Consider the following 19501-nt stretch of genomic DNA (forward strand, 5'->3'; position numbering starts at 1 on the left):
CGGATCTTGTGACTGGTGAGACAGAAGACGTCAGGGGCCACCCAAGACTCTTTACACACTCAGTGTTGGGTGAGTAACTATTGGTGATGCCCGACCCACCGAAGGAGCGCGCGTATGCCATTGGGCTTCTCTGAGCCTTCACTCGGCTCGCGCATCGACCGATCTCTGAGCGCGTTCCTGGAGACCTGGCGGACGCCGCTGTCCGACCCGGACGTCGCGGTCGCCTACGACGTGCTGCACGCGTTCGTGCTGGGCGGCGGCAAGCGCATCAGGCCGCAACTGTGCTACTGGGGGTGGCGCGGCGCGGGCGGCGACGACTGCGACGAGATCATCACGGCCGCCGCCGCGCTGGAGCTGTGCCACGCGGGCCTGCTCATCCACGACGACATCATGGACGGCAGCGAGCTGCGCCGGGGCCGCGCCACCGTGCACAAGAGCCTGGAGCGGCTGCACCCGGGGCCGGGCGCGCAGGTCTTCGGCCAGGCGGGCGGCATCCTGCTCGGCACGCTGAGCCTCGCCTGGTCCGACGCCATGCTGTCGTCCTGCGGGATCCAGCCGGCCCGGCTGCGCGCCGCGCACCGCCTCTTCGACGCCATGCGCACCGAGGTGATCAGCGGCCAGTACCTCGACATGCTCGCGCAACTGCGGGCCGGGGCGAGCGTGGACCAGGCGCTCACGGTCATCCGCTACAAGACGGCCAAATACACCGTGGAGCGGCCGCTGCAGATCGGCGGCGCGCTCGCCGGGGCCGACGCGGGGCTGCTGGAGTCCTACTCACGGTTCGGAGTGCCGCTGGGCGAGGCGTTCCAGCTCCGCGACGACCTGCTCGGCACCTTCGGCTCGGCCGCGGAGACCGGCAAGTCGGCGCTCGACGACCTGCGCGAGGGCAAGCACACCGTGCTCATCGCGCACGCCCTGCGCCGCGCCTCGGCCGCCCAGCGCGAGCACCTGCGGCGCTGGCACGGCGATCCCGAGCTGAGCGAGGAGCGCGCCACCGAGCTGCGCCAGATCCTGCGCGACACCGGAGCGGTCGCGGAGGTCGAGGACATGATCGCCGGCCGGGTGCGGGAGGCGGTCGCGGCGCTGGCCGAGGCCGAGATCAAGCCGGACGCGTCCGCCGCGCTCACCGTGCTCGCCGACCGGCTCGCACATCGCACCAGGTAGAAGGGTTTCTCCGATGGGACGCGTACTTCTCGCGGCCCCGCGTGGCTACTGCGCGGGCGTCGATCGCGCGATCGTGACGGTGGAGCAGGCGCTGGAGCGCTTCGGCCCGCCCGTCTATGTCCGCAAACAGATCGTCCACAACACCTTCGTGGTCGACGACCTGACCAGGCGCGGCGCGGTCTTCGTCGACGAGCTCGACGAGGTGCCCGACGGCGCGCTGGTGATCTTCAGCGCCCACGGGGTGGCGCCGGCGGTGAAGGCCGAGGCGGAGCGGCGCGGGCTGCGCACGATCGACGCCACCTGCCCGCTGGTCACCAAGGTCCACAAGGAGGCCGTCAGGCTCGCCGCCGACGGCCACGAGATCGTGCTCATCGGCCACGCCGAGCACGAGGAGGTCGAGGGCACCCTCGGCGAGGCCCCCGGCCACATCCACGTCGTCGACCCGGCCCGCCCCGAGGAGGCAGGCGTCACCGGCGACGGCCCGGTGAGCTGGCTGTCGCAGACCACCCTGTCGGTGGACGAGACCATGCGCGCGGTCACCGCGCTGCGCGAACGCTTCCCGCAGCTCGCCGACCCGCCCAGCGACGACATCTGCTACGCCAGCCAGAACCGCCAGGAGGCGGTGACCAGGATCGCGCCCGAGTGCGGCCTGGTCCTCGTCGTCGGCTCGGCCAACTCCTCCAACTCCCAGCGCCTGGTGGAGGTCGCCCTGGAGGCGGGGGCGCGCGCGGCCCACCTGGTCGACCAGGCCGGCGAGGCCGACGAACGCTGGCTGCGCGGCGTACGCACCGTCGGCGTCACCTCCGGCGCCTCGGTGCCGGAGCGGCTGGTCCACGGCCTGCTCGACTGGCTCGCGGCCCGCGGCTTCGCCGACGTCACTCAGGTGACCCTCACCGAGGAGACCCTGACCTTCTCTCTTCCCCCCGAACTACGACCGACCCGCAACCCCGGCTAGTCCAGCACGGAACAGGCAGGTAAGAGATGACAGAAACCACCCAGTCCGCCGCCCCCGAGAACGGCAACGGCCAGCTCAGCCTGAGCACCGAGGCCGCCAGGCAGCTCTCGACCACCACCAAGACGCCGCCGCAGATGCAGGAGATCACCTCGCGGTGGCTGCTGCGGCTGCTGCCGTGGGTGCAGTGCTCGGGCGGCGTTTTCCGGGTGAACCGGCGGCTGACCTACACCCTCGGGGACGGCCGCATCACCTTCAGCACCACGGGATCCGAGGTGCGCGTCATCCCGGCGGAGCTGACCGAGCTGCCCGTGCTGCGCGGTTTCGACGACATGGAGGTGCTGGAGGCGCTGGCCGGCCGCTTCACCCAGCGGGAGGTGGAGGCCGGCGAGCAGATCGTCACCGAGGGCGAGGACGGCGACCGGCTCGTCCTCATCGCGCACGGCCGGGTGGGCAAGGTGGCCCGCGGCGCCTACGGCGACGAGCAGGACCTCGGCGTCCTGGCCGACGGCGACCACTTCGGCGAGCAGGCGCTCACCGACGGGGCCGCGTTCGCGTTCAGCGCGCGGGCCAAGACCGCCACCACGGTGCTGACGCTGTCGCGGCAGGACTTCGAGCAGATCGCCGAGCAGTCGCCCGCGCTGCGCGCCCACCTGGAGAGCCGGCTCAGCAGCGGCGCCCACGCCCAGAACGACTACGGCGAGGCCGCCATCGAGATGTCCTCGGGCCACACCGGCGAGGCCACGCTGCCCGGCACGTTCGTCGACTACGAGCTGAGCCCCCGCGAGTACGAACTCAGCGTCGCCCAGACCATCCTGCGCGTCCACAGCCGCGTCTCCGACCTGTACAACCAGCCGATGAGCCAGCTCGACCAGCAGCTCCGCCTCACGATCGAGGCGCTGCGCGAGCGCCAGGAGCACGAGCTGATCAACAACAGGGAGTTCGGCCTGCTCCACAACGCCGACTTCAGCCAGCGCATCCGCACCCGCTCGGGGCCGCCCACCCCCGACGACCTCGACGACCTGCTCGCCACCGTGTGGAAGGAGCCGGCGTTCTTCCTGGCCCATCCGCAGGCCATCGCCGCCTTCGGCAGGGAGTGCAGCAAGCGCGGCGTCTACCCGCAGGCGAGCGAGGTCAACGGGCACCGGGTGCCGGCCTGGCGAGGTGTGCCGATCTTCCCCTGCAACAAGATCCCGGTCTCGTCCAGCCGTACGACGTCGTTCCTGCTCATGCGGACGGGCCAGGAGAACCAGGGCGTGGTGGGCCTGCACCAGACCGGCATTCCTGACGAGTACCAGCCGAGCCTGTCGGTGCGCTTCATGAACATCAACGAGAAGGCGGTGGTGTCCTACCTGGTCAGCGCCTACTACTCGTGCGCCGTGCTGGTGCCCGACGCGCTGGGCGTCCTGGAGGACGTCGAGCTCGGCAGGAACGACTAGCCCGGACCTGATCCGCCGGGGGATTGGTGGTGTATCACACGTGACGGAGTCGGAGCAGAGGCTCAGCCTCGACACCCAGGCGGCGCGCAGGCTCGCCACGACGACCAAGACGCCTCCGCAGGCGCGGGAGATCACCCCGCGCTGGCTGCTGCGGATGTTGCCGTGGGTCGACGTGGCGGCCGGCACCTACCGGGTGAACCGGCGGCTCACCTACCCGGTCGGGGGCGGCCGGGTGAGCTTCTACCACACCGGGGCCCGGCTCCAGGTGATCCCACCGAGCCTGACGGAGCTGCCCCTGCTGCACGGGATGGCCGCCGGCGAGGAGCTGGAGCTGCTCGCCCGGTCGTTCCGGCAGCGGGAATACGGCGCGGGCGACACGATCGCCCGCGCCGGCCGTCCGGCGGACGAGATCCTGCTGATCGCGCACGGCAAGGTCACCCAGTTCCAGGCCGCCGGCTACGGCGGCCGGCTGGTGCGCGGCGCCCTCGCCGACGGCGACCACGCCGGCGGCGGCCTGCCGGGCGCGACCTGGGACTTCACGCTGGAGACCAGCACCCCGTGCACGGTGCTGGCCCTGCCGCGCGAGGAGCTGGACGCCCTGGCCGCCCGCTCCCCGGCACTGCGCGCCCAGATCGAACGCCACCACGACCGGCTGGCCCGGCCGCGGAACAAGCACGGCGAGGCGGCCGTGGCGATCGCCGCCGGGCACAGGGGCGAGCACCCGCTGCCCGGCACGTTCGTCGACTACGACCCGGGGCCGCGCGAATACCCGATGAGCCTGTCGCAGACGGTGGTGCGCGTCCACACCCGGGTCGCCGACCTCTACAACGAGCCGATGGACCAGACAGAGCAGCAGCTCCGGCTGACGGTCGAGGCGCTGCGCGAGTCGCAGGAGCACGAGCTGCTCAACAACCGCGAGTTCGGGCTGCTGCACAACGTCGATCCCCGGCAGCGGCTCTACACCCGCACGGGGCCGCCGGGTCCCGACGACCTCGACGAGCTGCTGTGCCGCAGGAAGAAGTCCCGCTTCTTCCTGGCCCATCCGCGGGCGATCGCCGCCTTCCACCGGGAGTGCAGCGCCCGCGGCGTCTACCCCGACAGCGTCGAGCTGCACGGGGCGCGGCTGACCGCCTGGCGGGGCGTGCCCGTCCTGCCCTGCGACAAGATCCCGGTCACCCGGCAGGGCACCAGCACGATCCTCGTCCTGCGCACCGGCGAGGACGACCAGGGCGTGGTCGGGCTGCGTCCCACCGCCGTCCCCGGCCAGCGCGAGCCGGGGCTGAGCGTCCGCTTCACCGGCATCGACGCGCGGGGCATCGCCTCCTACCTGGTCAGCGCCTACTACTCGGGCGCCGTCCTGGTGCCGGACGCGCTCGGCGCGCTGGAGCATGTCAAGGTGGCCGGCTGAACGTTCTCCCGCCGAAGGAGCTTTGATGAGCCAACCGTTCGAACTGCCGGACTTCTACGTGCCGTACCCGGCCCGGCTCAACCCCCATCTGGAGGTGGCCAACGCCCACTCCAAGCGGTGGGCGCGGGCCATGGGGATGCTGGAGGGCTCGGGGGTGTGGGAGGAGTCCGATCTCGACGCCCACGACTACCCGTTGATGTGCGCCTACACCCATCCCGACTGCGACGCCGACGAGCTGTGCCTGATCACCGACTGGTACGTGTGGGTGTTCTTCTTCGACGACCACTTCCTGGAGGTGTTCAAACGCTCCGGCGACCTGGAGGGCAGCCGGGGCTACCTGGCCCGGCTGGGCGCGTTCATGCCGATGGGCGACGACCTGTCCATGCCTGAGCCGGCCAACCCGGTCGAGGCGGGGCTGGCCGACCTGTGGGTGCGCACGGTGCCCGGCATGTCGAAGGACTGGCGCGAACGTTTCGCCGAGAGCACCCGCAACCTGCTGAACGAGTCGCTGTGGGAGCTGGCCAACATCAACAAGGGCCGGATCTCCAACCCGGTCGAGTACATCGAGATGCGCCGCAAGGTGGGCGGCGCGCCCTGGTCGGCGGGGCTGGTGGAGCACGCCGTGGGGGCCGAGGTGCCGGCCAGGCTGGCCGCGACCCGGCCGCTGCGGGTGCTCAAGGACACCTTCTCCGACGCCGTCCACCTGCGCAACGACCTGTTCTCCTACGAGCGGGAGGTCGGTGACGAGGGCGAGCTGAGCAACGGCGTGCTGGTGCTGGAGACGTTCCTCGGCTGCACCACGCAGGAGGCCGCGAACGCGGTCAACGACCTGCTGACCTCGCGGCTGCAGCAGTTCGAGCACACGGCGGTGACGGAGCTCGGGCCGCTGTTCGCCGAGCACGGCATCGACCCGGTCTCGGCGGCCGGGGTGCTGGCCTACGTCAAGGGGCTCCAGGACTGGCAGTCGGGCGGCCACGAGTGGCACCTGCGCTCCAGCCGCTACATGAACCAGCGGGCCGGGGCGAGCCGGCCGCTCGGCATGTCGTCGCTGGTCGACCTGCTGGGCGCCAAGCGGGTCAGGAGCTTCACGCACGTCCCGTACGAGCGGGTGGGGCCGAGCGTGATCCCCGACGACCTCTACGTGCCGTTCCCGCTGCGGCTCTCGCCGCACCTGGACAACGCCCGGCGGAGCATCGTGGAGTGGTGCGCGGCGATGGGCATCCTGGAGGCCCAGCCGGGGGTGGCGGGCTCGGCGGTGTGGGACGAGCGGAAGCTGGTCGACTACGACCTGGCGCTGTGCGCCGCCGGGCTGCATCCCGACGCCACTCCCGAGGAGCTGGACCTGGCCGCGTTCTGGCTGGCGTGGGGGACGTACGGCGACGACTACTTCCCGGCCGTCTTCGGCCGCACCGGCAACCTGGCCGCCGCCAAGATCGCGGTCGACCGGTTCTCGGCGTGCATGCCGCTGGACGGCTCGCCGGCGCCGCCGCCCGCGAACGCGCTGGAGCGGAGCCTCGCCGACGTCTGGGCCCGTACGGCAGGGCCCATGCCGGCCGGTCACCGCCGCAAGCTGCGCGAGTCGGTGGAGAAGATGTGCCAGGGGTGGCTGTGGGAGCTGGCGGGCGAGGTCGCGCAGCACGTGCCCGACCCGGTCGACTATCTGGAGATGCGCCGGCTGACCTTCGGCTCCGACCTGACCATGAGCCTCTGCCGGCTGCGCCACGACCGGGGCGTCCCTGACGACGTCTACGCCAGCGGCCCGATGCGGGCGCTGGAGAACGCCATGATGGACGCGGGCTGCCTGCTCAACGACATCTTCTCCTACCAGAAGGAGATCGAGTTCGGGGGCGAGGTGCACAACTGCGTCCTCGTCGTGCGGAGCTTCTTCGACTGCGACTACCCGGCCGCGCTGCGCATCGTCACCGACCTGCTGGCCGCGCGGGTCAGGCAGTTCGAGCACATCGTGGCGAACGAGCTGCCGATCGTCTGCGACGACTTCGGCCTCGACGCCGAGGCGCGCGGCACCCTCGACGGCTTCGTGGCGGAGCTGCGCGACTGGCTCGCCGCCATACTCAACTGGCACCGGGGCTGCTTCCGCTACGACGAGGAGAGCCTGCGCCGGCACCACCGGCCGCCGCGCGTCACGCTCGGCGGCCCCACCGGCCTCGGCACCTCGGCGGCGGTCGCCTTCCCCGTGTTGTCCGGCAGGTGAGAACGCTTCTCAGATGGGCAGCTGATGGGCTCGGGACTCCTGGTACCAGCCCATCAGCCGCAACAGCCGGACCTGATACGCGGTGAGGTTGCGCAGCCTGATCCAGCGCTGCTCCGGCGGCAGCGCCGGCAGGGCCAGCACGCGCAGCCCCGAGACGTCGATGAAGGTCAGGCCGCCGGTGTCGACGACGATCTGCTCGCCCCGGCGGCAGCCCGTCAGGGCGACGGCCAGGGCGTAGCTGTTGGAGGCGTCGACCTGGCCGACCAGCGTGACGGCGGGCCCGTCGGCCGCCGCGCGCACCGTGACCTTGAGCTGCTCGTCCTGATAGAGCAGCCGATCTTCGAGACGGTTCACGCTCCTCACACCCCCCTTCACGCACGCTCCCCGGGGGTTTGGTGGCCGTACACGCGGTGAGCGCCATCGGCCAGAACCAAGGTTACACGAAGTATGTTTCACTATGTAATCTTCGCGAGAATATGACCGAATTAGCGCGGAATCCTGAAGGGGTGCTCCCGGGGGGCTTTCCGTGCGTGATCGGTGGCCCGGCAATGCCGTCGTGGCCGACGCTGGATGCCCTATCTGCCCGTTTTGCCGTGGATCTTCCAGGCCCCGAAATTTCGTGACTCGTCCTTATTTGCCGGAAGACTTGCCGCGAATTTCGGCGGTAAGTAAGCCGCACAGCAGACAACGCTCACAAACGGGCCATGCGGGGATGGTGACGACACATGACCGGGAGAGGATCGCCGGCGCGGGTGCTCACGTACGCGCTGGCGTGCGTGCTGGCGTACGTTCTTCATGCGCAGGCGGCGCCGGCCGCGTGGAGCGCGCGCTCGGCCGCCGGAAGCATCGCGCTGCGCGCGGCGATGGAGATGATCGGGGTCCCCTACTCGTGGGGCGGCGGCGGGGTGCGCGGGCCCGGCTTCGGCATCGGGAAGGGCGCGGGCACGAAGGGCTTCGACTGCTCGGGGCTCACCGAGTACGCCTACGCGCGGGCGGGCGCGGCCATCGGGACCACCTCGCAGGAGCAGTGGCGCTCGGGGATCCGGCTGCCGAAGGAGCTGATCGAGCCCGGCGACCTGGTCTTCTTCGACAACGACCGCACCAGTCCCGGGCCGGAGCACGTGGGGATCGCGGTGGACGCGACGACGATGGTGCACGCGCCCTACACGGGGGCGTTCGTGCGGACGGACCGGCTCGACCGGTCCGACTTCCTGGGGGCGGTACGGCCGGGGGTCGGCCGCTCAGCCGTCTGACCTGGGAAAACAAGAAATGCGGCCCCTGGCCGGCCCCTCGCGAAAGGGCCGGCCCGGGACCGCACAGCGCCCGTACGGATGCGGCGGCCGACCGGGGTCCACGTGGTCTCGCGACTCACCACGCCGAGCCCCGGTCGCTCGCCTGGGCACCAGGAAGGCGACTGGCCAGGCGGCTCCACGGACGGGAGCCGCGATCAGCCTTCCTGCCTACACCGTTCTCAGCTGATGTCGGTGTCGTTGTTGCGGATGCCGACGTTCCGGTTGCCGTCGCCGACCTCGGGCTGGTTGTTGTTCAGCACGTCGAGGTCGATCTCGTCGGCGAGCTGGATGATGTTCACGTCGAGGTTGTTGAGCGAGTTGTTGGCCACGTCGTTCAGGACGTCGTCGATGATCTGCCACTGGCTGAGGACGGCCTGGCCGCTGTTGTTCGGGCGGGGGCCGTCGTTGGCGGAGGCAGCAGAGGCCGAGAAGCCGAAAGCGACGGCCGCGATCGCTGCACCGGCGAGGATACGACGGATCATGATTGTTTCCTCCATGGATCGGCGCGGAATTTCCGACGCCATAGTCGTTTGTGCAGGGCTGTGAGGTGCCGGGAATAACAATCGCGGCAGGCCGCTGGTTCCGCAACCCGGATTGCCATTCCGAGGGTCAAGCGGAATCCTCGGTTTCTTGGCATTAGGTTTTGTTCCGCTTCGGCGAGGTACTACATATATCTCGCTCGGCCGGGCCGCCCAAAGGCGGGTGTTTTAGCTTTGGCCGGGAAATGCGCGGTCGCCTTTTACCTCGGCGTGGGGGACGATCACCCGAAAGTTGGGATTCCGGCGCGCGGCCAGAAGCAACCCTGGGGCCCCTGGCCGAGTCCGGGCCGGCGGCGCTGGAGCTCGGCACGGGCACCGGCGTGGGCGCCGCCTGGCCGGTGAGCGGGCTCTCGCCCGGCGGGACGTGACGGTGACGAGCGTCGAGCCGGATCCGGAGCGGGCCGCGCCGGCCGCGTCCGGTGACTGGCCGGGCTTCGTGGAACCTCCGTACGGGCTGGAGCTCCTGCCCGGGCTCGGCACGTTCGAGCCGATCTTCGCCGGCGCGGCGGCCGGCAAGCAGGTGGGGCCGGCGCCCGGCGCGACCTGGGACGCGGGCTTCGCGGCCCTGGGCGTCGTCCTCGCGGCGGCCAGAAATTAGGCAAATCCGCAGTAAATGCACAAATAGCCGACGCTTTTCGTTTGCCGGGAAATACAGTACACAGGGCGGAGGCCGTGGCAGGATTGGCCACGGACCGGAACCATGGCGAACTGCCGATTGAGGAGCATAGATGCGGGGTGCTCACAATATGGGCGACATGACCGAAATACCGGATCGTGATTCCCTGCAATCAGGACCGAGCGCGCTGCGCCTGCTCATCGGCGCTCACCTGCGCCGCCTGCGCGAGGCGGCCGACGTCACCCGCGAGGCCGCCGCGTACGCGATCCGCGGCTCCCAGTCGAAGATCAGCCGCATGGAGGCCGGCCGCACCAGCTTCAAGCCGCGTGACGTGACCGACCTGCTCGCCCTCTACGGCGTACGCGACCGGGCCGAGCGCGACAGCCTGCTCGCCCTGGTCGCGCAGGCCAACGCGCCGAGCTGGTGGCACGAATACCGCGACGTCGTCCCCGACTGGTTCGAGCCCTACCTCGGCCTGGAGCAGGACGCCGCGCTCATCCGCACCTACGGCGTCCAGCACGTCCCCGCCCTGCTGCAGACCGAGGACTACGCCCGCGAGATCATCGCCCGCAACCACGAGGGCGAGCCCTCGGCGCGGATCGCGCGGCTGCTCGCGGTGCGCCTGCGCCGCCGCCGCGCCCTCGGCCCGCCCGCCCCGCGCAAGCTCTGGGCGGTGCTCGACGAAGGCGCGCTGCGCCGCCGGGTGGGCGACGAGGACGTCATGCGGGCCCAGCTCGAACACCTCGCCCGCATGGCCGAGCGGCCCAACGTCACGCTGCAGGTGTTCCCCTTCGCCAGCGGCTCCGCGCTCGGCGGGGTCGGCCCGGTCACCCTCCTGCGCTTCGCCCAGGACGAGCTGCCCGACGTGGTCTACCTCGAACACCTCACCGGCGCCCAATACCTCAACAAGGAGAACGAGGTGCGCCACTACCGCCACCTGCTCAACGAGCTGGGCGTGCACGCCCCGCCCCCGTCCGAGACCCCGTCGATCCTCCACGGGATGATCGAGCGCCTCTGACGCGGGTCAGGGCTTGCGGGCGACCCCGCACAGCGCGTCCACCTCGGCGAGCGAGGCCATCGGGTCGGGGTCGGGCCGCCAGCGCGTGATCGACACCACGCCCGGCTCGACCAGCTCCAGCCCGTCGAAGAAGCGGGCGAACTCCTCGCGGCTCCGCAGGTGGTAAGGCGCCCCCGGCCCCTCGTTGTGCTCCTCCTGGGCCCGGTCGAGCGCCTCGCCGGTGACGACGTTGGCGCCGTCCCACATGGCGAGGTAGCTGCCGGACGGCAGGGCCTCCATCAGCCGCCCGACGATCGCGTAGGCCCCGTCCTCCTCGCTCACGTAGCCCGCGATGCCCATGAGCATGAGCGCGACCGGCCGCGTGAGGTCGAGGGTGCCCGCCGCGGCGGCGATGATCTTGTCGGGTTCGCGCAGGTCGGCGTCCACGTAGTCGGTCGCGCCCTCGGGGGTGCCGACCAGGAGGGCGCGGGCGTGGGCGAGCACCAGGGGATCGTTGTCGACGTACACCACCCGGCAGGCCGGGTGGGCGCGCTGGGCGACCTCGTGCGTGTTGTCCACGGTCGGCAGGCCGGTGCCGACATCGAGGAACTGGCGCACGCCCGCCTCCTCGACCAGGTGCCGCACGATGCGGGCGAGCAGGTGCCGGGACAGGCGCGCGATCTCCACGATGTCGGGGAAGGCCGCGCTGAACTGGTCGCCGGCCTCCCGGTCCGCGTCGTAGTGATCCTTGCCGCCGAGCCAGTAGTTCCACATGCGGGCGGCGTGCGGGACGCTGGTGTCGATGCGAGGCGACAGGGCCTCTCCGGCGGCGTACGGTTCTCCGGTCATGGAGCTGCTCCAGTGATGTCGGATCCGCGGGATCTTCAACCTAGCGTCCCGACTGTCCGCCTTCCAGGCCCAGGAGAGCTTTCATCGATCTTCGTCGCCGAGCCGGTCGAGGGCGGCGGACCGGCGGCGTACGGCCGCTGCCTGGTCATCCCCGTCTCGCGGGCGCCGTCCCACTGGCATTTGGGCAGCATGGTGTCAATCTCCAGCCGTGCGAGGATAGGGGCCATGGCAGAGATCGTCGGCGGTGGACGTCCGGTCAACGACGCCGAACGGCGCGTCATCGCATATCTGCGCGACCACGCGCCCGCCGACTGGCTGCTGCTGCACAACATCGAGGTCCCGCGCGGCAACGACGTCTTCGAGGTCGACCTGCTCGTGCTGACCGGCCACTCGCTCGTGGTCGTCGACGTCAAGGGCACCCGGGGACGCATCGAGGTGTCGGGCACGCGCTGGTTCCCGCCCCGGCGGGAGGCGTTCGGCTCGCCGGTGGCCAAGCTGCGGGGCACCGCCAAGGCGCTCAAGGGCCTGCTGGTGTCCAGGTCCACCCAGCTCGAACGGGTCTACGTCGACAGCCTGGTCGTGCTCAGCTCCCCCGACGCCGAGCTGGTCGACCCGGCCGGGCGCGACGCCGTCAACGTCACCACCGTGCCCGAGCTGGTCGCCACGCTGAGCGACGTCTCGCGGGTGCGGCGCGGGTGCAGCCCGCACGTGCGGCCCTACATGACGGCCGTGCTCGACGCGCTCAACCAGACCGTACGCCGCAGCACCGCGCCGCCCCGCTTCGGCAACTGGGAGGTCGAGGAGCAGCTCGGCGGCGACGCCAAGGTCACCGAATACCGCGCCTTCAACGCCACGCTGCCGGGCAGCGAGACCGTGCTGCTGCGGGTCTACCAGGCCGACCCGCTCGCCGACCACGAGTCGCGGGCCGCCGAGCGGCAGCGCATCGCCAACGCCTACCAGAGCCTGGCCCGCATCCCGCCGCACCCGTGCGTGGTGCGCTCGCGCGATTTCTTCGCGATCGACGACGAGAGCAGGTTCGTGCTGGTGCTCGACGACGTGCACGGTCAGTCGCTGCACCTGTCGCCGCCCCGGGGCGCGCGCATGAGCGTGGTCCAGGACCTGCTGAGCGGCCTCGCCCACGCCCACGCCAACGGCGTCGTGCACCGCGCGCTCACCCCGGCCAGCGTGCTCGTCACCGACGACGGCCACGCCGTGCTCACCGGCTTCGACTACGCCAAGCTCGGCCCGCGCAACTACACCGTCGCCCACGAGCTGGGCAACGTGCTCGACGCCGCCTACGTCTCCCCCGAGTGCCAGGAGCGGCCCGACCGGATGACCACGGCCTCCGACGTCTACTCGGCCGGGGTGATCGCCCACCAGCTCCTCACCGGCGAGCTGCCGACCGGCGCCGACGGCCCCGGCGTGCCCGAGGTCGTGCGCCGCATGCTCGACCACTCGCCCGCGAGGCGGCCGTCCGCGGCCGACGCCCTCCAGGCGCTGACCGCCGCGCCGCCGCCCCAGGGCTCCCGCCTCGGCCGCCTGGTCCGCCGCCTGGTCCTCCGTCCCTGACCCCGCGCCGGGGCGGTCAGGTCTGCGGGGTGATGGTGTCCAGCACGTCGATGACGTAGATGCCGGGGTCGTCCCCCGCCGCCGGGACCGCGAGCCGGCAGCCGACGCGCCGGCCCGGCAGCGCGTCCAGCCAGGCCGGGGGCGCCGCGCCCGGCTTCAGGGTGAAGGCGCTCGGCCCGCCCCGCCGGTACGACGAGTCCGTGACCACCCGCGACGGCCAGGCGGCGGCGACGTACTGGACGATCACCTTCGCCCCCGCCCGGATCTCCCTGCCCGAGCCGTCGATGAGGACGCGGGGCGGGTCGGCGGGCGTCAGGTCGGCCGGCACGACCGGCAGGGTGCGCCCCACCAGCCGCGCGTCCGGCGGATAGCCGCCCAGGATGTCGAAGACGACGACGAGCGTGTCCCTGGGCGACACCCCGGCCCGGGGCAGGTCGGGCCCGAGCGCGTCGGCGGCCGGTCCGACCAGCATGATTCGGCTGCCCGCCGGATGGCCGATGAGCGAACGCTGCCAGACCTCCGGCACCCGCCGGCCGTCGAAGACGACCGAGGTGGGCTGGTTGGCGTCGAAGGTGCTCATGTACGGCTGGTTGCCGGCCCACCGGCGGATGTCGACGTCGGCGAGCACGACGTCGCCCGGCAGCGTACGCCGCCCGCTGCCCTCCGACAGCACGGTGATGCGGGGCGTACGGCCGGGCTTGCCCGCGGGGATGGAGACGACCGGCTTGCTGCCGAAGCCGCCGCTGACGACGGGTTGCGCGCCCTCCTCCGCCCCCTGGTACGAGGAGGAGCCGCACGAGGTGGCGAGCATCAGCATGGCGGGCCAGAACAGGCGCACGGTCTTCCTCCAGGACACGAAAAAATCCGAGAGGTTATTTGCCGCAGGGCGCACAAGGAAAGCCTGCGCTTCGTCCATCTCCCGACAAAGGCGCGGGACACTGGTGTCCGTGAGTAGGCAGAGCCTGGCGCGGAGGGTCGCGGACGCGGCCGAGATCGCGCTGACCACCCGCAAGTACGTCACGTTCATCGACGTGGTCACCGGACTCCGCTGGCTGCACACGCGGCACGTCGACCTGTGGCGGCAGGGCCGGGCGCCCACGCTGGCCGGCCTCGCGGCGGTGGACGAGGACCGCCTGGTGACCACGGCCGCGCTGCTGAAGGACTGGGCGCTGGCCAAGGGACTCAAGCCGGTCGACACCCCTTACGTGGCGGGCAGCCGCGACCGCCGCGAGCTGCGTTTCACCGCCGGCCACCCGCAGGAGCCGTTCCGCGTCCACTGGATCTCGCCCGAGCTGAGCGAGGCGCGGGTGCGCCGGCTCACCGAGCGGCAGAGCAAGGCGCCCGACCTGGTGGCCGTGGCGCCGCTGGAGTCCTGGACGTGCGCGTCCTGCGGCGACACCGGCCCCTACCTGATCATGGAGGACGACCGTCCCCACTGCCTGACCTGCGCGGACCTCGACCACCTCGTGTTCCTGCCGTCGGGGAACGCGGCGCTGAGCCGCCGGGCCAAGCAGGAGAGCCGCCTCGCCGCCGTGGTCGTGCGCTACAACCGGCGGCGCAAGGTCTACCAGCGGGCCGGCCTGCTGGTCGAGCAGGCCGCGCTGGAGGCGGCCGAGGAGCGGTGCCTGGCCGACGAGGACGCCCGCGAACGCCGCCGCGAGCGCGACCGGGTCCGCCGGGCCGAGCAGGACGTGGAGTTCCAGGCCAGGATGGCGGCCGAGATCGCCCGGCTGTTCCCCGGCTGCCCCGAGCGGCGGGCGCGGGACATCGCCGAGCACGCCGGCCAGCGCGGCAGCGGCCGGGTCGGCCGCACGGCGGCGGCCAGGGCGCTCGACGAGAACGCCATCACCCTGGCCGTGATCGCGTCCATCCGCCACCTGGACACCGACTACGACGAGCTGCTGATGTCCGGGGTGCCGCGCATGACCGCCCGCGAACGGATCAAGGACCGCATCGAGGCCAAGCTGGCGGAGTTCCGCGGCCGAGACGCCTGGACAGACGGGCCCGCGACACCGATGCTGGGGATCGGCACCCCTGATTCCCTCCGCTGAGAGCTCGTTGGGAGCGTCCATGACCATCCGCACCTGGGCCCGCTGTGCCGCCGCCTGCGCCGCGGCACTCGCGCTGAGCACCGTCCCCGCCGCGCCCGCCGGGGCGGACGACGGGTGCGCGGGCACCGCCGCCTCCATCGTCCGTACCCCGCAGACGCTGGTGCTGGCCGACGGCGACACGGGCGGCAAACGTCCGGTGTGACCGGTCAGGCGCCCAGGAACGCCTCGGCGTTGCCGCCGAGCAGCTTGGCCCGCGCGGTCTCGGACAGGAACCCGGCCCGCCGGATCAGGCCGCCCGCCGGCGACTCCCCGAGCGGGTACGGGAAGTCGCTGCCGAGCAGCACGTGGTCCTCGCCGAAGGTGTCGACGAGCAGGCGCAGCGCCCGCTCGTCGAAGACCGCGGAGTCGACGGCGAACCTGCCGAGGTAGTGCGACGGCGGCCGTTCGGAGACGCCGACCACGCCGGGCCGGCGATGCCAGGCGTTCTCGAAGCGGCCGAGCCAGAAGGCGAAGGAGCCGCCGCCGTGCGCGAAGCAGATCCGCAGGCTCTCGGGGACCTGGTCGAACACGCCGCCGAGGATCATGGCGAGGATCGACAGGTGGGTCTCGGCGGGCATGCCGACGAGCCACTGGGCCATCCACCGCTCGACGCGCGGCCCGGCCGGCAGGTCCCACGGGTGCACGAAGACGGGCGCCCCTCGCTCGGCGCAGTGCCGCAGGAACGCGACCACGCCGGGGTCGTCGAGATCGCGGTCGCCGACGTGGTTACCGATCTCGACGCCACGGTGGCCGTTGGCCAGGCAGCGGTCGAGCTCGGCGCAGGCCAGCTCCGGATCCTGCAACGGCACCTGGCAGAACGGGATCAGCCGCTCGTGGGCGCAGATCTCCAGCGCCAGGTCGTTGAAGATCTTCGCGATGCGCACGCCCTCCTCGGCCGGCAGGTCGTAGCCGAAGAAGACCGGGGTGGGTGAGACGACCTGGCGGTCCACGCCGTCGGCGTCCATCCTGGCCAGCCGGACCTCCGGGTCCCAGCAGTCGTCCTGGATCCGGCGGAACTCGCGCTCCCCCACGAGGATGGTCGCCTCGCGCTCGGACTCGACCCGCAGCCGGGGCGCCCCGGGCCGGCCCAGGTCGGGCCAGCCCTTGGGCACGTGGTGCGTGTGGACGTCGGTGACCGATCCGGTGACCATTCAGCCCTTGCCCGGGTGCAGGGCGCCGCATCGGCCGCAGGTGCGGGCCTTCTCGTCGGCGTAGAACGCCTCGAAGACCGGCGGCAGGTCCTTGACGATGTCGCGTACCTGCAGCTCGACGTCGTGCACCAGGCCGCCGCACTCGGCGCAGTACCACTGGAAGCGCTCCAGCGTGCCCTCCGGCCTGATGCGCTCGATCACCAGCCCGACCGAGCCCTCCTCCGGCCGCTGCGGCGAGTGCGGCATCCCGCCGGGCAGCAGCCACATCTGGCCCTCGCGGACGTGCACGGTCTCGGGGCCGTCCTCGGTGATCACGTTGACGTGCATGTTGCCCCGTACCTGGTAGAACAGCTCCTCGTACGGGTCCACGTGGAAGTCGGTGCGCGCGTTGGGCCCGCCGACCACCATCACGATGAAGTCCCCGGCCTCCTCGAAGACCAGCTTGTTGGCCACGGGGGGCTTGAGCAGGTGGGCGTGCTCGTCGATCCACTTGGTGAAGTCAACGGGGGGAATCATGATCGCTCCTGGGGGTGGTAGGCGACGGCTTGCATCTCGATGAGCAGGTGCGGGTGCGGAAGCTGGTGCACCGCCACCGTGGTCCGGGTCGGGCCCTCCTCGTCGAAGAACTCGGCGTAGACCTCGTTGTATCCCTTGAAGTCGTTCATGTTCACCAGGTAGGTGGTGATCTGCACGAGGTCGGCGAGCGAGCCGCCGGCGGCCTTGAGTATGTCGCCGATGTTCTCGATGACCGCCCTGGTCTGGGCGCGGATGTCCAGGTTCGTGGCCCCGTACTTGTCCACCTCCACGCCCACGAACGTGTCGTCGTGGCGGCGGCAGCTCGTGCCCGAGACGTACAGGAAGTCGCCGGCCCGCTTGACGTGCGGGAACCGGCCGCGCGGCGTGGCCTTGCCGGGCACGCGGATGCCCTTGGCCATCACGGGGTCGTCCTCACGGGGTGAACACCGCCCGCACCGACCCGAGCCCCTCGACGTGCGCCTCCAGCGTGTCGCCGGGCCGCACCGGCACGACGGGGCCGAGGGTGCCGGTCAGCACGACCTCGCCCGCGCGCAGCGGCCGCTCGGTGCGGCCGAGCCGGTTGGCCAGCCAGACGGCGGCGTTGACCGGGTGGCCGAGGCAGGCCGCGCCGGAGCCCGCGGACACCTGCTCGCCGTCCCTGGTCATCGTCATGGCGGCGGCGCGCAGGTCGAGGCCGCGCAGCGGGACCGGGGTGTTGCCGAGGACGTACACGCCGGAGGAGGCGTTGTCGGCCACGGTGTCGACCAGGCCGATGTCCCAGCCGGCCACGCGGGAGTCGGCGACCTCGATGGCGACCAGCGCGAAGTCCACCGCCCGCAGCACCTCGGCGGCCGTGAACGGGCCGCCCGCGAGGTCCGCGCCGAGCACCAGCGCGACCTCGGCCTCGGCACGCGGCTGCAGCAGCCGCTCGTACGGGATGGGCAGCCCGTCGAGGTAGGCCGCGTCGGCGAAGAGCGGGGCGCAGGTCGGATGGTCGATGCCGAGCTGCCGCTGGACGTCCGGGTTGGTGACGCCGACCTTCCTGCCGGCCGGCCGCCGCCCCTCGGCCAGCGCCCGCGCCGTGGCGAGCTCCTGGACGGCGTAGGCGTCGGCGGCGGTGCCGATCAGGTCACGGACGGGCGCGCACGGTTTGCCGGTGCGCGCCGCCTCGGCCAGCCGGTCGGCGGCCTGGGCGCGCGCGTCCACGGCCTGCGACCATTCGTCATGCATCGGGTTGCTCCATCTTGATGGTGATCGTGGTGGGTTCGGAGTAGAAGTCGAGCGACTGCGTGCCGCCCTCCCTTCCGATGCCCGACAGGCGCAGCCCGCCGAAGGGCGTGCGCAGGTCGCGCAGATACCAGGTGTTGACCCAGACCAGCCCCGCCTCCAGACGCTGCGCCACCCGGTGGGCGCGGTCGAGGCCGCCGGTCCAGATCGCGGCGGCGAGGCCGTAATCGCTGTTGTTGGCCAGGTCGATCGCCTCGGACTCGGTGTCGAAGGGGGTCACGTGACACACCGGGCCGAAGATCTCCTCCCTGTTGAAGCGGGACCACTCGGACAAGCCTGTCACCACGGTGGGGTCCACGAAATAGCCCGAGTCGCGCTGGTCGCCGAAGGACGGCGTGCCGCCTCCCGCGAGCACCTTGGCTCCCTCCGAGCGGGCCAAGGCGTAGTAGGACAGGACCTTCTCGCGGTGCTCGGCGGAGATCATCGGCTGCGGGACGACCTCCTGGGCGCGGGCCGCCAGCCGCTCGCCGAACTCCTCGAAGATCGGGCGCTGGACGTAGAGGCGTTCGGTGCACAGGCAGACCTGGCCGCCGTTGGTGAAGACGGACCTGACGCAGCCCTCGACCGCGCGTTCCAGGTCGCAGTCCTCGAAGACCAGGGCGGCGTTCTTGCCGCCCAGCTCGAACGAGACCGGCTTGACCCGGTCGGCCACGGCCCTCATGATCGCCGAGCCGGTCCTGGTGGAGCCGGTGAACGTCACGGCGTCCACCCAGGGGTGCTCGACCAGGAGCTGCCCGGCGGAGCCGTGGCCGTAGATGATGTTGACCACGCCCGGCGGCAGCCCGGCGGCGGCGCAGATCTCGGCGAACACTGCGGCCGAGCCCGGCGTGTGCTCCGACGGCTTGACCACGACGGTGTTGCCGGCCACCAGGGCGGGGGCCAGCTTCCACGTCATGAGCAGGAACGGCAGGTTCCACGGGACGATCACCGCGACCACGCCGAGCGGCCGGCGCACGGTGTAGGAGAGCACGCCCGACAGGTGGAACGCCTCGTCGGGGCGGTGGGCGGCGATCTCGGCGAAGGCGCGGAAGTTGGCGATGCCGCGCGGGATGTCGAGGGTGCGGGTCTGGTCGAGCGGCTTGCCGGTGTCGGCGATCTCGGCCGCCACGAGGTCGTCGAAGCGTTCCTCGATGCCCTCGGCGAGGCGTCGCAGCCAGCCCGCGCGTTCGGCCACCGGCAGCGCGGCCCAGTCGCGGGCGGCCTCCCGCGCGGCGCGCACCGCCCGGTCGACCACCTCGGGGTCGGCCTCGCCGACCTGTCTGATCACCGCGCCGGTCATCGGGTCGTGGACCGGGAAGGCCGTGCCCGCGGTCACCGGCTCGCCGCCGATGAAGTGGGTCAGCACTGCGGTCTCCTCCTTCCGGGGACGACATCCGGGGGCGACGGGCCCCTCGATCGCCATCGTCTCCCCCGACCAGGC

At 71.7% G+C, this 19501-nt stretch carries 20 protein-coding genes; 11 read left to right on the plus strand and 9 right to left on the minus strand.

Features of this window, described 5'->3' with window-relative positions:
* The first annotated feature begins 114 nt into the window (after positions 1-114).
* From Nocox_RS40790 to Nocox_RS40810, 5 genes are read left to right on the plus strand one after another with little or no spacing between them, the layout of a single operon-like run.
* Positions 115-1164 (plus strand): polyprenyl synthetase family protein, encoded by a 1050-nt coding sequence (locus tag Nocox_RS40790; protein WP_051112424.1) that lies wholly within the window; start codon positions 115-117, stop codon positions 1162-1164.
* Between the two features lie 13 nt (positions 1165-1177).
* A complete protein-coding gene (locus Nocox_RS40795; RefSeq protein WP_020540770.1) occupies positions 1178-2119 on the plus strand; it encodes a 4-hydroxy-3-methylbut-2-enyl diphosphate reductase in 942 nt (313 codons plus the stop codon).
* Positions 2120-2145: 26 nt separating this feature from the next.
* Positions 2146-3555 (plus strand): family 2B encapsulin nanocompartment shell protein, encoded by a 1410-nt coding sequence (locus Nocox_RS40800; RefSeq protein ID WP_020540771.1) that lies wholly within the window; start codon positions 2146-2148, stop codon positions 3553-3555.
* 40 nt (positions 3556-3595) lie between these two features.
* Positions 3596-4963 (plus strand): family 2B encapsulin nanocompartment shell protein, encoded by a 1368-nt coding sequence (locus Nocox_RS40805; protein WP_020540772.1) that lies wholly within the window; start codon positions 3596-3598, stop codon positions 4961-4963.
* 25 nt (positions 4964-4988) lie between these two features.
* Complete coding sequence (locus Nocox_RS40810; RefSeq protein WP_020540773.1) at positions 4989-7175, plus strand: terpene synthase family protein; 2187 nt, start codon at positions 4989-4991, stop codon at positions 7173-7175.
* Positions 7176-7184: 9 nt separating this feature from the next.
* Here Nocox_RS40810 and Nocox_RS40815 read toward each other — a convergent pair whose 3' ends face one another.
* On the minus strand, positions 7185-7529 hold the full coding sequence (locus Nocox_RS40815) for an STAS domain-containing protein (RefSeq protein WP_020540774.1): 345 nt from the start codon (positions 7527-7529) through the stop codon (positions 7185-7187).
* Between the two features lie 371 nt (positions 7530-7900).
* On the opposite strand from Nocox_RS40815, the gene Nocox_RS40820 reads away from it, so the two are divergent.
* On the plus strand, positions 7901-8428 hold the full coding sequence (locus tag Nocox_RS40820; protein WP_084685246.1) for a C40 family peptidase: 528 nt from the start codon (positions 7901-7903) through the stop codon (positions 8426-8428).
* 218 nt (positions 8429-8646) lie between these two features.
* On the opposite strand, the gene Nocox_RS40825 is transcribed toward Nocox_RS40820, so the two are convergent.
* Positions 8647-8949 (minus strand): hypothetical protein, encoded by a 303-nt coding sequence (locus Nocox_RS40825; protein WP_020540776.1) that lies wholly within the window; start codon positions 8947-8949, stop codon positions 8647-8649.
* Positions 8950-9376: 427 nt separating this feature from the next.
* On the opposite strand from Nocox_RS40825, the gene Nocox_RS40830 reads away from it, so the two are divergent.
* Both Nocox_RS40830 and Nocox_RS40835 read left to right on the plus strand, forming a co-directional pair.
* A complete protein-coding gene (locus Nocox_RS40830; protein WP_157382785.1) occupies positions 9377-9604 on the plus strand; it encodes a hypothetical protein in 228 nt (75 codons plus the stop codon).
* A gap of 157 nt (positions 9605-9761) precedes the next feature.
* Positions 9762-10640, plus strand: a complete 879-nt coding sequence (locus tag Nocox_RS40835) for a helix-turn-helix domain-containing protein (protein ID WP_051112436.1) — start codon at positions 9762-9764, stop codon at positions 10638-10640.
* Positions 10641-10646: 6 nt separating this feature from the next.
* On the opposite strand, the gene Nocox_RS40840 is transcribed toward Nocox_RS40835, so the two are convergent.
* On the minus strand, positions 10647-11468 hold the full coding sequence (locus tag Nocox_RS40840) for an SAM-dependent methyltransferase (protein WP_020540779.1): 822 nt from the start codon (positions 11466-11468) through the stop codon (positions 10647-10649).
* Positions 11469-11693: 225 nt separating this feature from the next.
* Between Nocox_RS40840 and mads6 the strand changes: the two genes are divergently transcribed.
* Complete coding sequence (mads6, locus tag Nocox_RS40845) at positions 11694-13037, plus strand: methylation-associated defense system protein kinase MAD6 (RefSeq protein WP_020540780.1); 1344 nt, start codon at positions 11694-11696, stop codon at positions 13035-13037.
* A 16-nt stretch (positions 13038-13053) separates the two neighbouring features.
* Here the strand turns inward: mads6 and Nocox_RS40850 are convergent, their stop codons facing one another.
* A complete protein-coding gene (locus tag Nocox_RS40850) occupies positions 13054-13893 on the minus strand; it encodes an FKBP-type peptidyl-prolyl cis-trans isomerase (protein ID WP_169576993.1) in 840 nt (279 codons plus the stop codon).
* Between the two features lie 91 nt (positions 13894-13984).
* Between Nocox_RS40850 and Nocox_RS40855 the strand changes: the two genes are divergently transcribed.
* Together Nocox_RS40855 and Nocox_RS40860 are read left to right on the plus strand one after the other, a co-directional pair.
* The gene (locus tag Nocox_RS40855) at positions 13985-15088 is read left to right on the plus strand and encodes a DUF2293 domain-containing protein (RefSeq protein ID WP_246649692.1); all 1104 of its coding nucleotides are present in this window, start codon (positions 13985-13987) and stop codon (positions 15086-15088) included.
* A 19-nt stretch (positions 15089-15107) separates the two neighbouring features.
* The gene (locus Nocox_RS40860; RefSeq protein WP_020540783.1) at positions 15108-15290 is read left to right on the plus strand and encodes a hypothetical protein; all 183 of its coding nucleotides are present in this window, start codon (positions 15108-15110) and stop codon (positions 15288-15290) included.
* Positions 15291-15294: 4 nt separating this feature from the next.
* On the opposite strand, the gene Nocox_RS40865 is transcribed toward Nocox_RS40860, so the two are convergent.
* Genes Nocox_RS40865 through Nocox_RS40885 form a run of 5 tightly spaced genes read right to left on the minus strand, consistent with a single transcriptional unit; the run spans position 15295 to position 19426 of the window.
* Positions 15295-16278: an amidohydrolase family protein gene (locus tag Nocox_RS40865; RefSeq protein WP_020540784.1), complete on the minus strand. Its 984-nt coding sequence runs from the start codon at positions 16276-16278 to the stop codon at positions 15295-15297.
* Positions 16279-16794 carry a 3-hydroxyanthranilate 3,4-dioxygenase gene (locus Nocox_RS40870; RefSeq protein WP_020540785.1) on the minus strand — a complete coding sequence of 172 codons (516 nt, stop codon included), beginning with the start codon at positions 16792-16794 and terminating at the stop codon, positions 16279-16281.
* A complete protein-coding gene (locus tag Nocox_RS40875) occupies positions 16791-17213 on the minus strand; it encodes a RidA family protein (protein WP_020540786.1) in 423 nt (140 codons plus the stop codon). The genes Nocox_RS40870 and Nocox_RS40875 overlap by 4 nt, the downstream gene beginning before the upstream one ends.
* Before the next feature lie 13 nt (positions 17214-17226).
* Positions 17227-18024: a 2-keto-4-pentenoate hydratase gene (locus Nocox_RS40880; protein ID WP_020540787.1), complete on the minus strand. Its 798-nt coding sequence runs from the start codon at positions 18022-18024 to the stop codon at positions 17227-17229.
* Positions 18017-19426, minus strand: coding sequence for an aldehyde dehydrogenase family protein (locus Nocox_RS40885; RefSeq protein ID WP_020540788.1), 1410 nt, complete (start codon positions 19424-19426; stop codon positions 18017-18019). Before Nocox_RS40885 ends, Nocox_RS40880 begins: the two co-directional genes overlap by 8 nt.
* Positions 19427-19501: the final 75 nt, after the last annotated feature.

The sequence above is a fragment of the Nonomuraea coxensis DSM 45129 genome (assembly GCF_019397265.1).
GTDB lineage: Bacteria > Actinomycetota > Actinomycetes > Streptosporangiales > Streptosporangiaceae > Nonomuraea > Nonomuraea coxensis.

Bases quoted from the DNA above. Each gene is read 5' to 3' on its own strand.
- Nocox_RS40790 (WP_051112424.1), top strand. From the start codon at position 115: ATGCCATTGGGCTTCTCTGAGCCTTCACTCGGCTCGCGCATCGACCGA.
- Nocox_RS40795 (WP_020540770.1), top strand. From the start codon at position 1,178: ATGGGACGCGTACTTCTCGCGGCCCCGCGTGGCTACTGCGCGGGCGTC.
- Nocox_RS40800 (WP_020540771.1), top strand. From the start codon at position 2,146: ATGACAGAAACCACCCAGTCCGCCGCCCCCGAGAACGGCAACGGCCAG.
- Nocox_RS40810 (WP_020540773.1), top strand. From the start codon at position 4,989: ATGAGCCAACCGTTCGAACTGCCGGACTTCTACGTGCCGTACCCGGCC.
- Nocox_RS40820 (WP_084685246.1), top strand. From the start codon at position 7,901: ATGACCGGGAGAGGATCGCCGGCGCGGGTGCTCACGTACGCGCTGGCG.
- Nocox_RS40825 (WP_020540776.1), bottom strand. From the start codon at position 8,949: ATGATCCGTCGTATCCTCGCCGGTGCAGCGATCGCGGCCGTCGCTTTC.
- Nocox_RS40835 (WP_051112436.1), top strand. From the start codon at position 9,762: ATGACCGAAATACCGGATCGTGATTCCCTGCAATCAGGACCGAGCGCG.
- Nocox_RS40840 (WP_020540779.1), bottom strand. From the start codon at position 11,468: ATGACCGGAGAACCGTACGCCGCCGGAGAGGCCCTGTCGCCTCGCATC.
- mads6 (WP_020540780.1), top strand. From the start codon at position 11,694: ATGGCAGAGATCGTCGGCGGTGGACGTCCGGTCAACGACGCCGAACGG.
- Nocox_RS40860 (WP_020540783.1), top strand. From the start codon at position 15,108: ATGACCATCCGCACCTGGGCCCGCTGTGCCGCCGCCTGCGCCGCGGCA.
- Nocox_RS40865 (WP_020540784.1), bottom strand. From the start codon at position 16,278: ATGGTCACCGGATCGGTCACCGACGTCCACACGCACCACGTGCCCAAG.
- Nocox_RS40870 (WP_020540785.1), bottom strand. From the start codon at position 16,794: ATGATTCCCCCCGTTGACTTCACCAAGTGGATCGACGAGCACGCCCAC.
- Nocox_RS40875 (WP_020540786.1), bottom strand. From the start codon at position 17,213: ATGGCCAAGGGCATCCGCGTGCCCGGCAAGGCCACGCCGCGCGGCCGG.
- Nocox_RS40880 (WP_020540787.1), bottom strand. From the start codon at position 18,024: ATGCATGACGAATGGTCGCAGGCCGTGGACGCGCGCGCCCAGGCCGCC.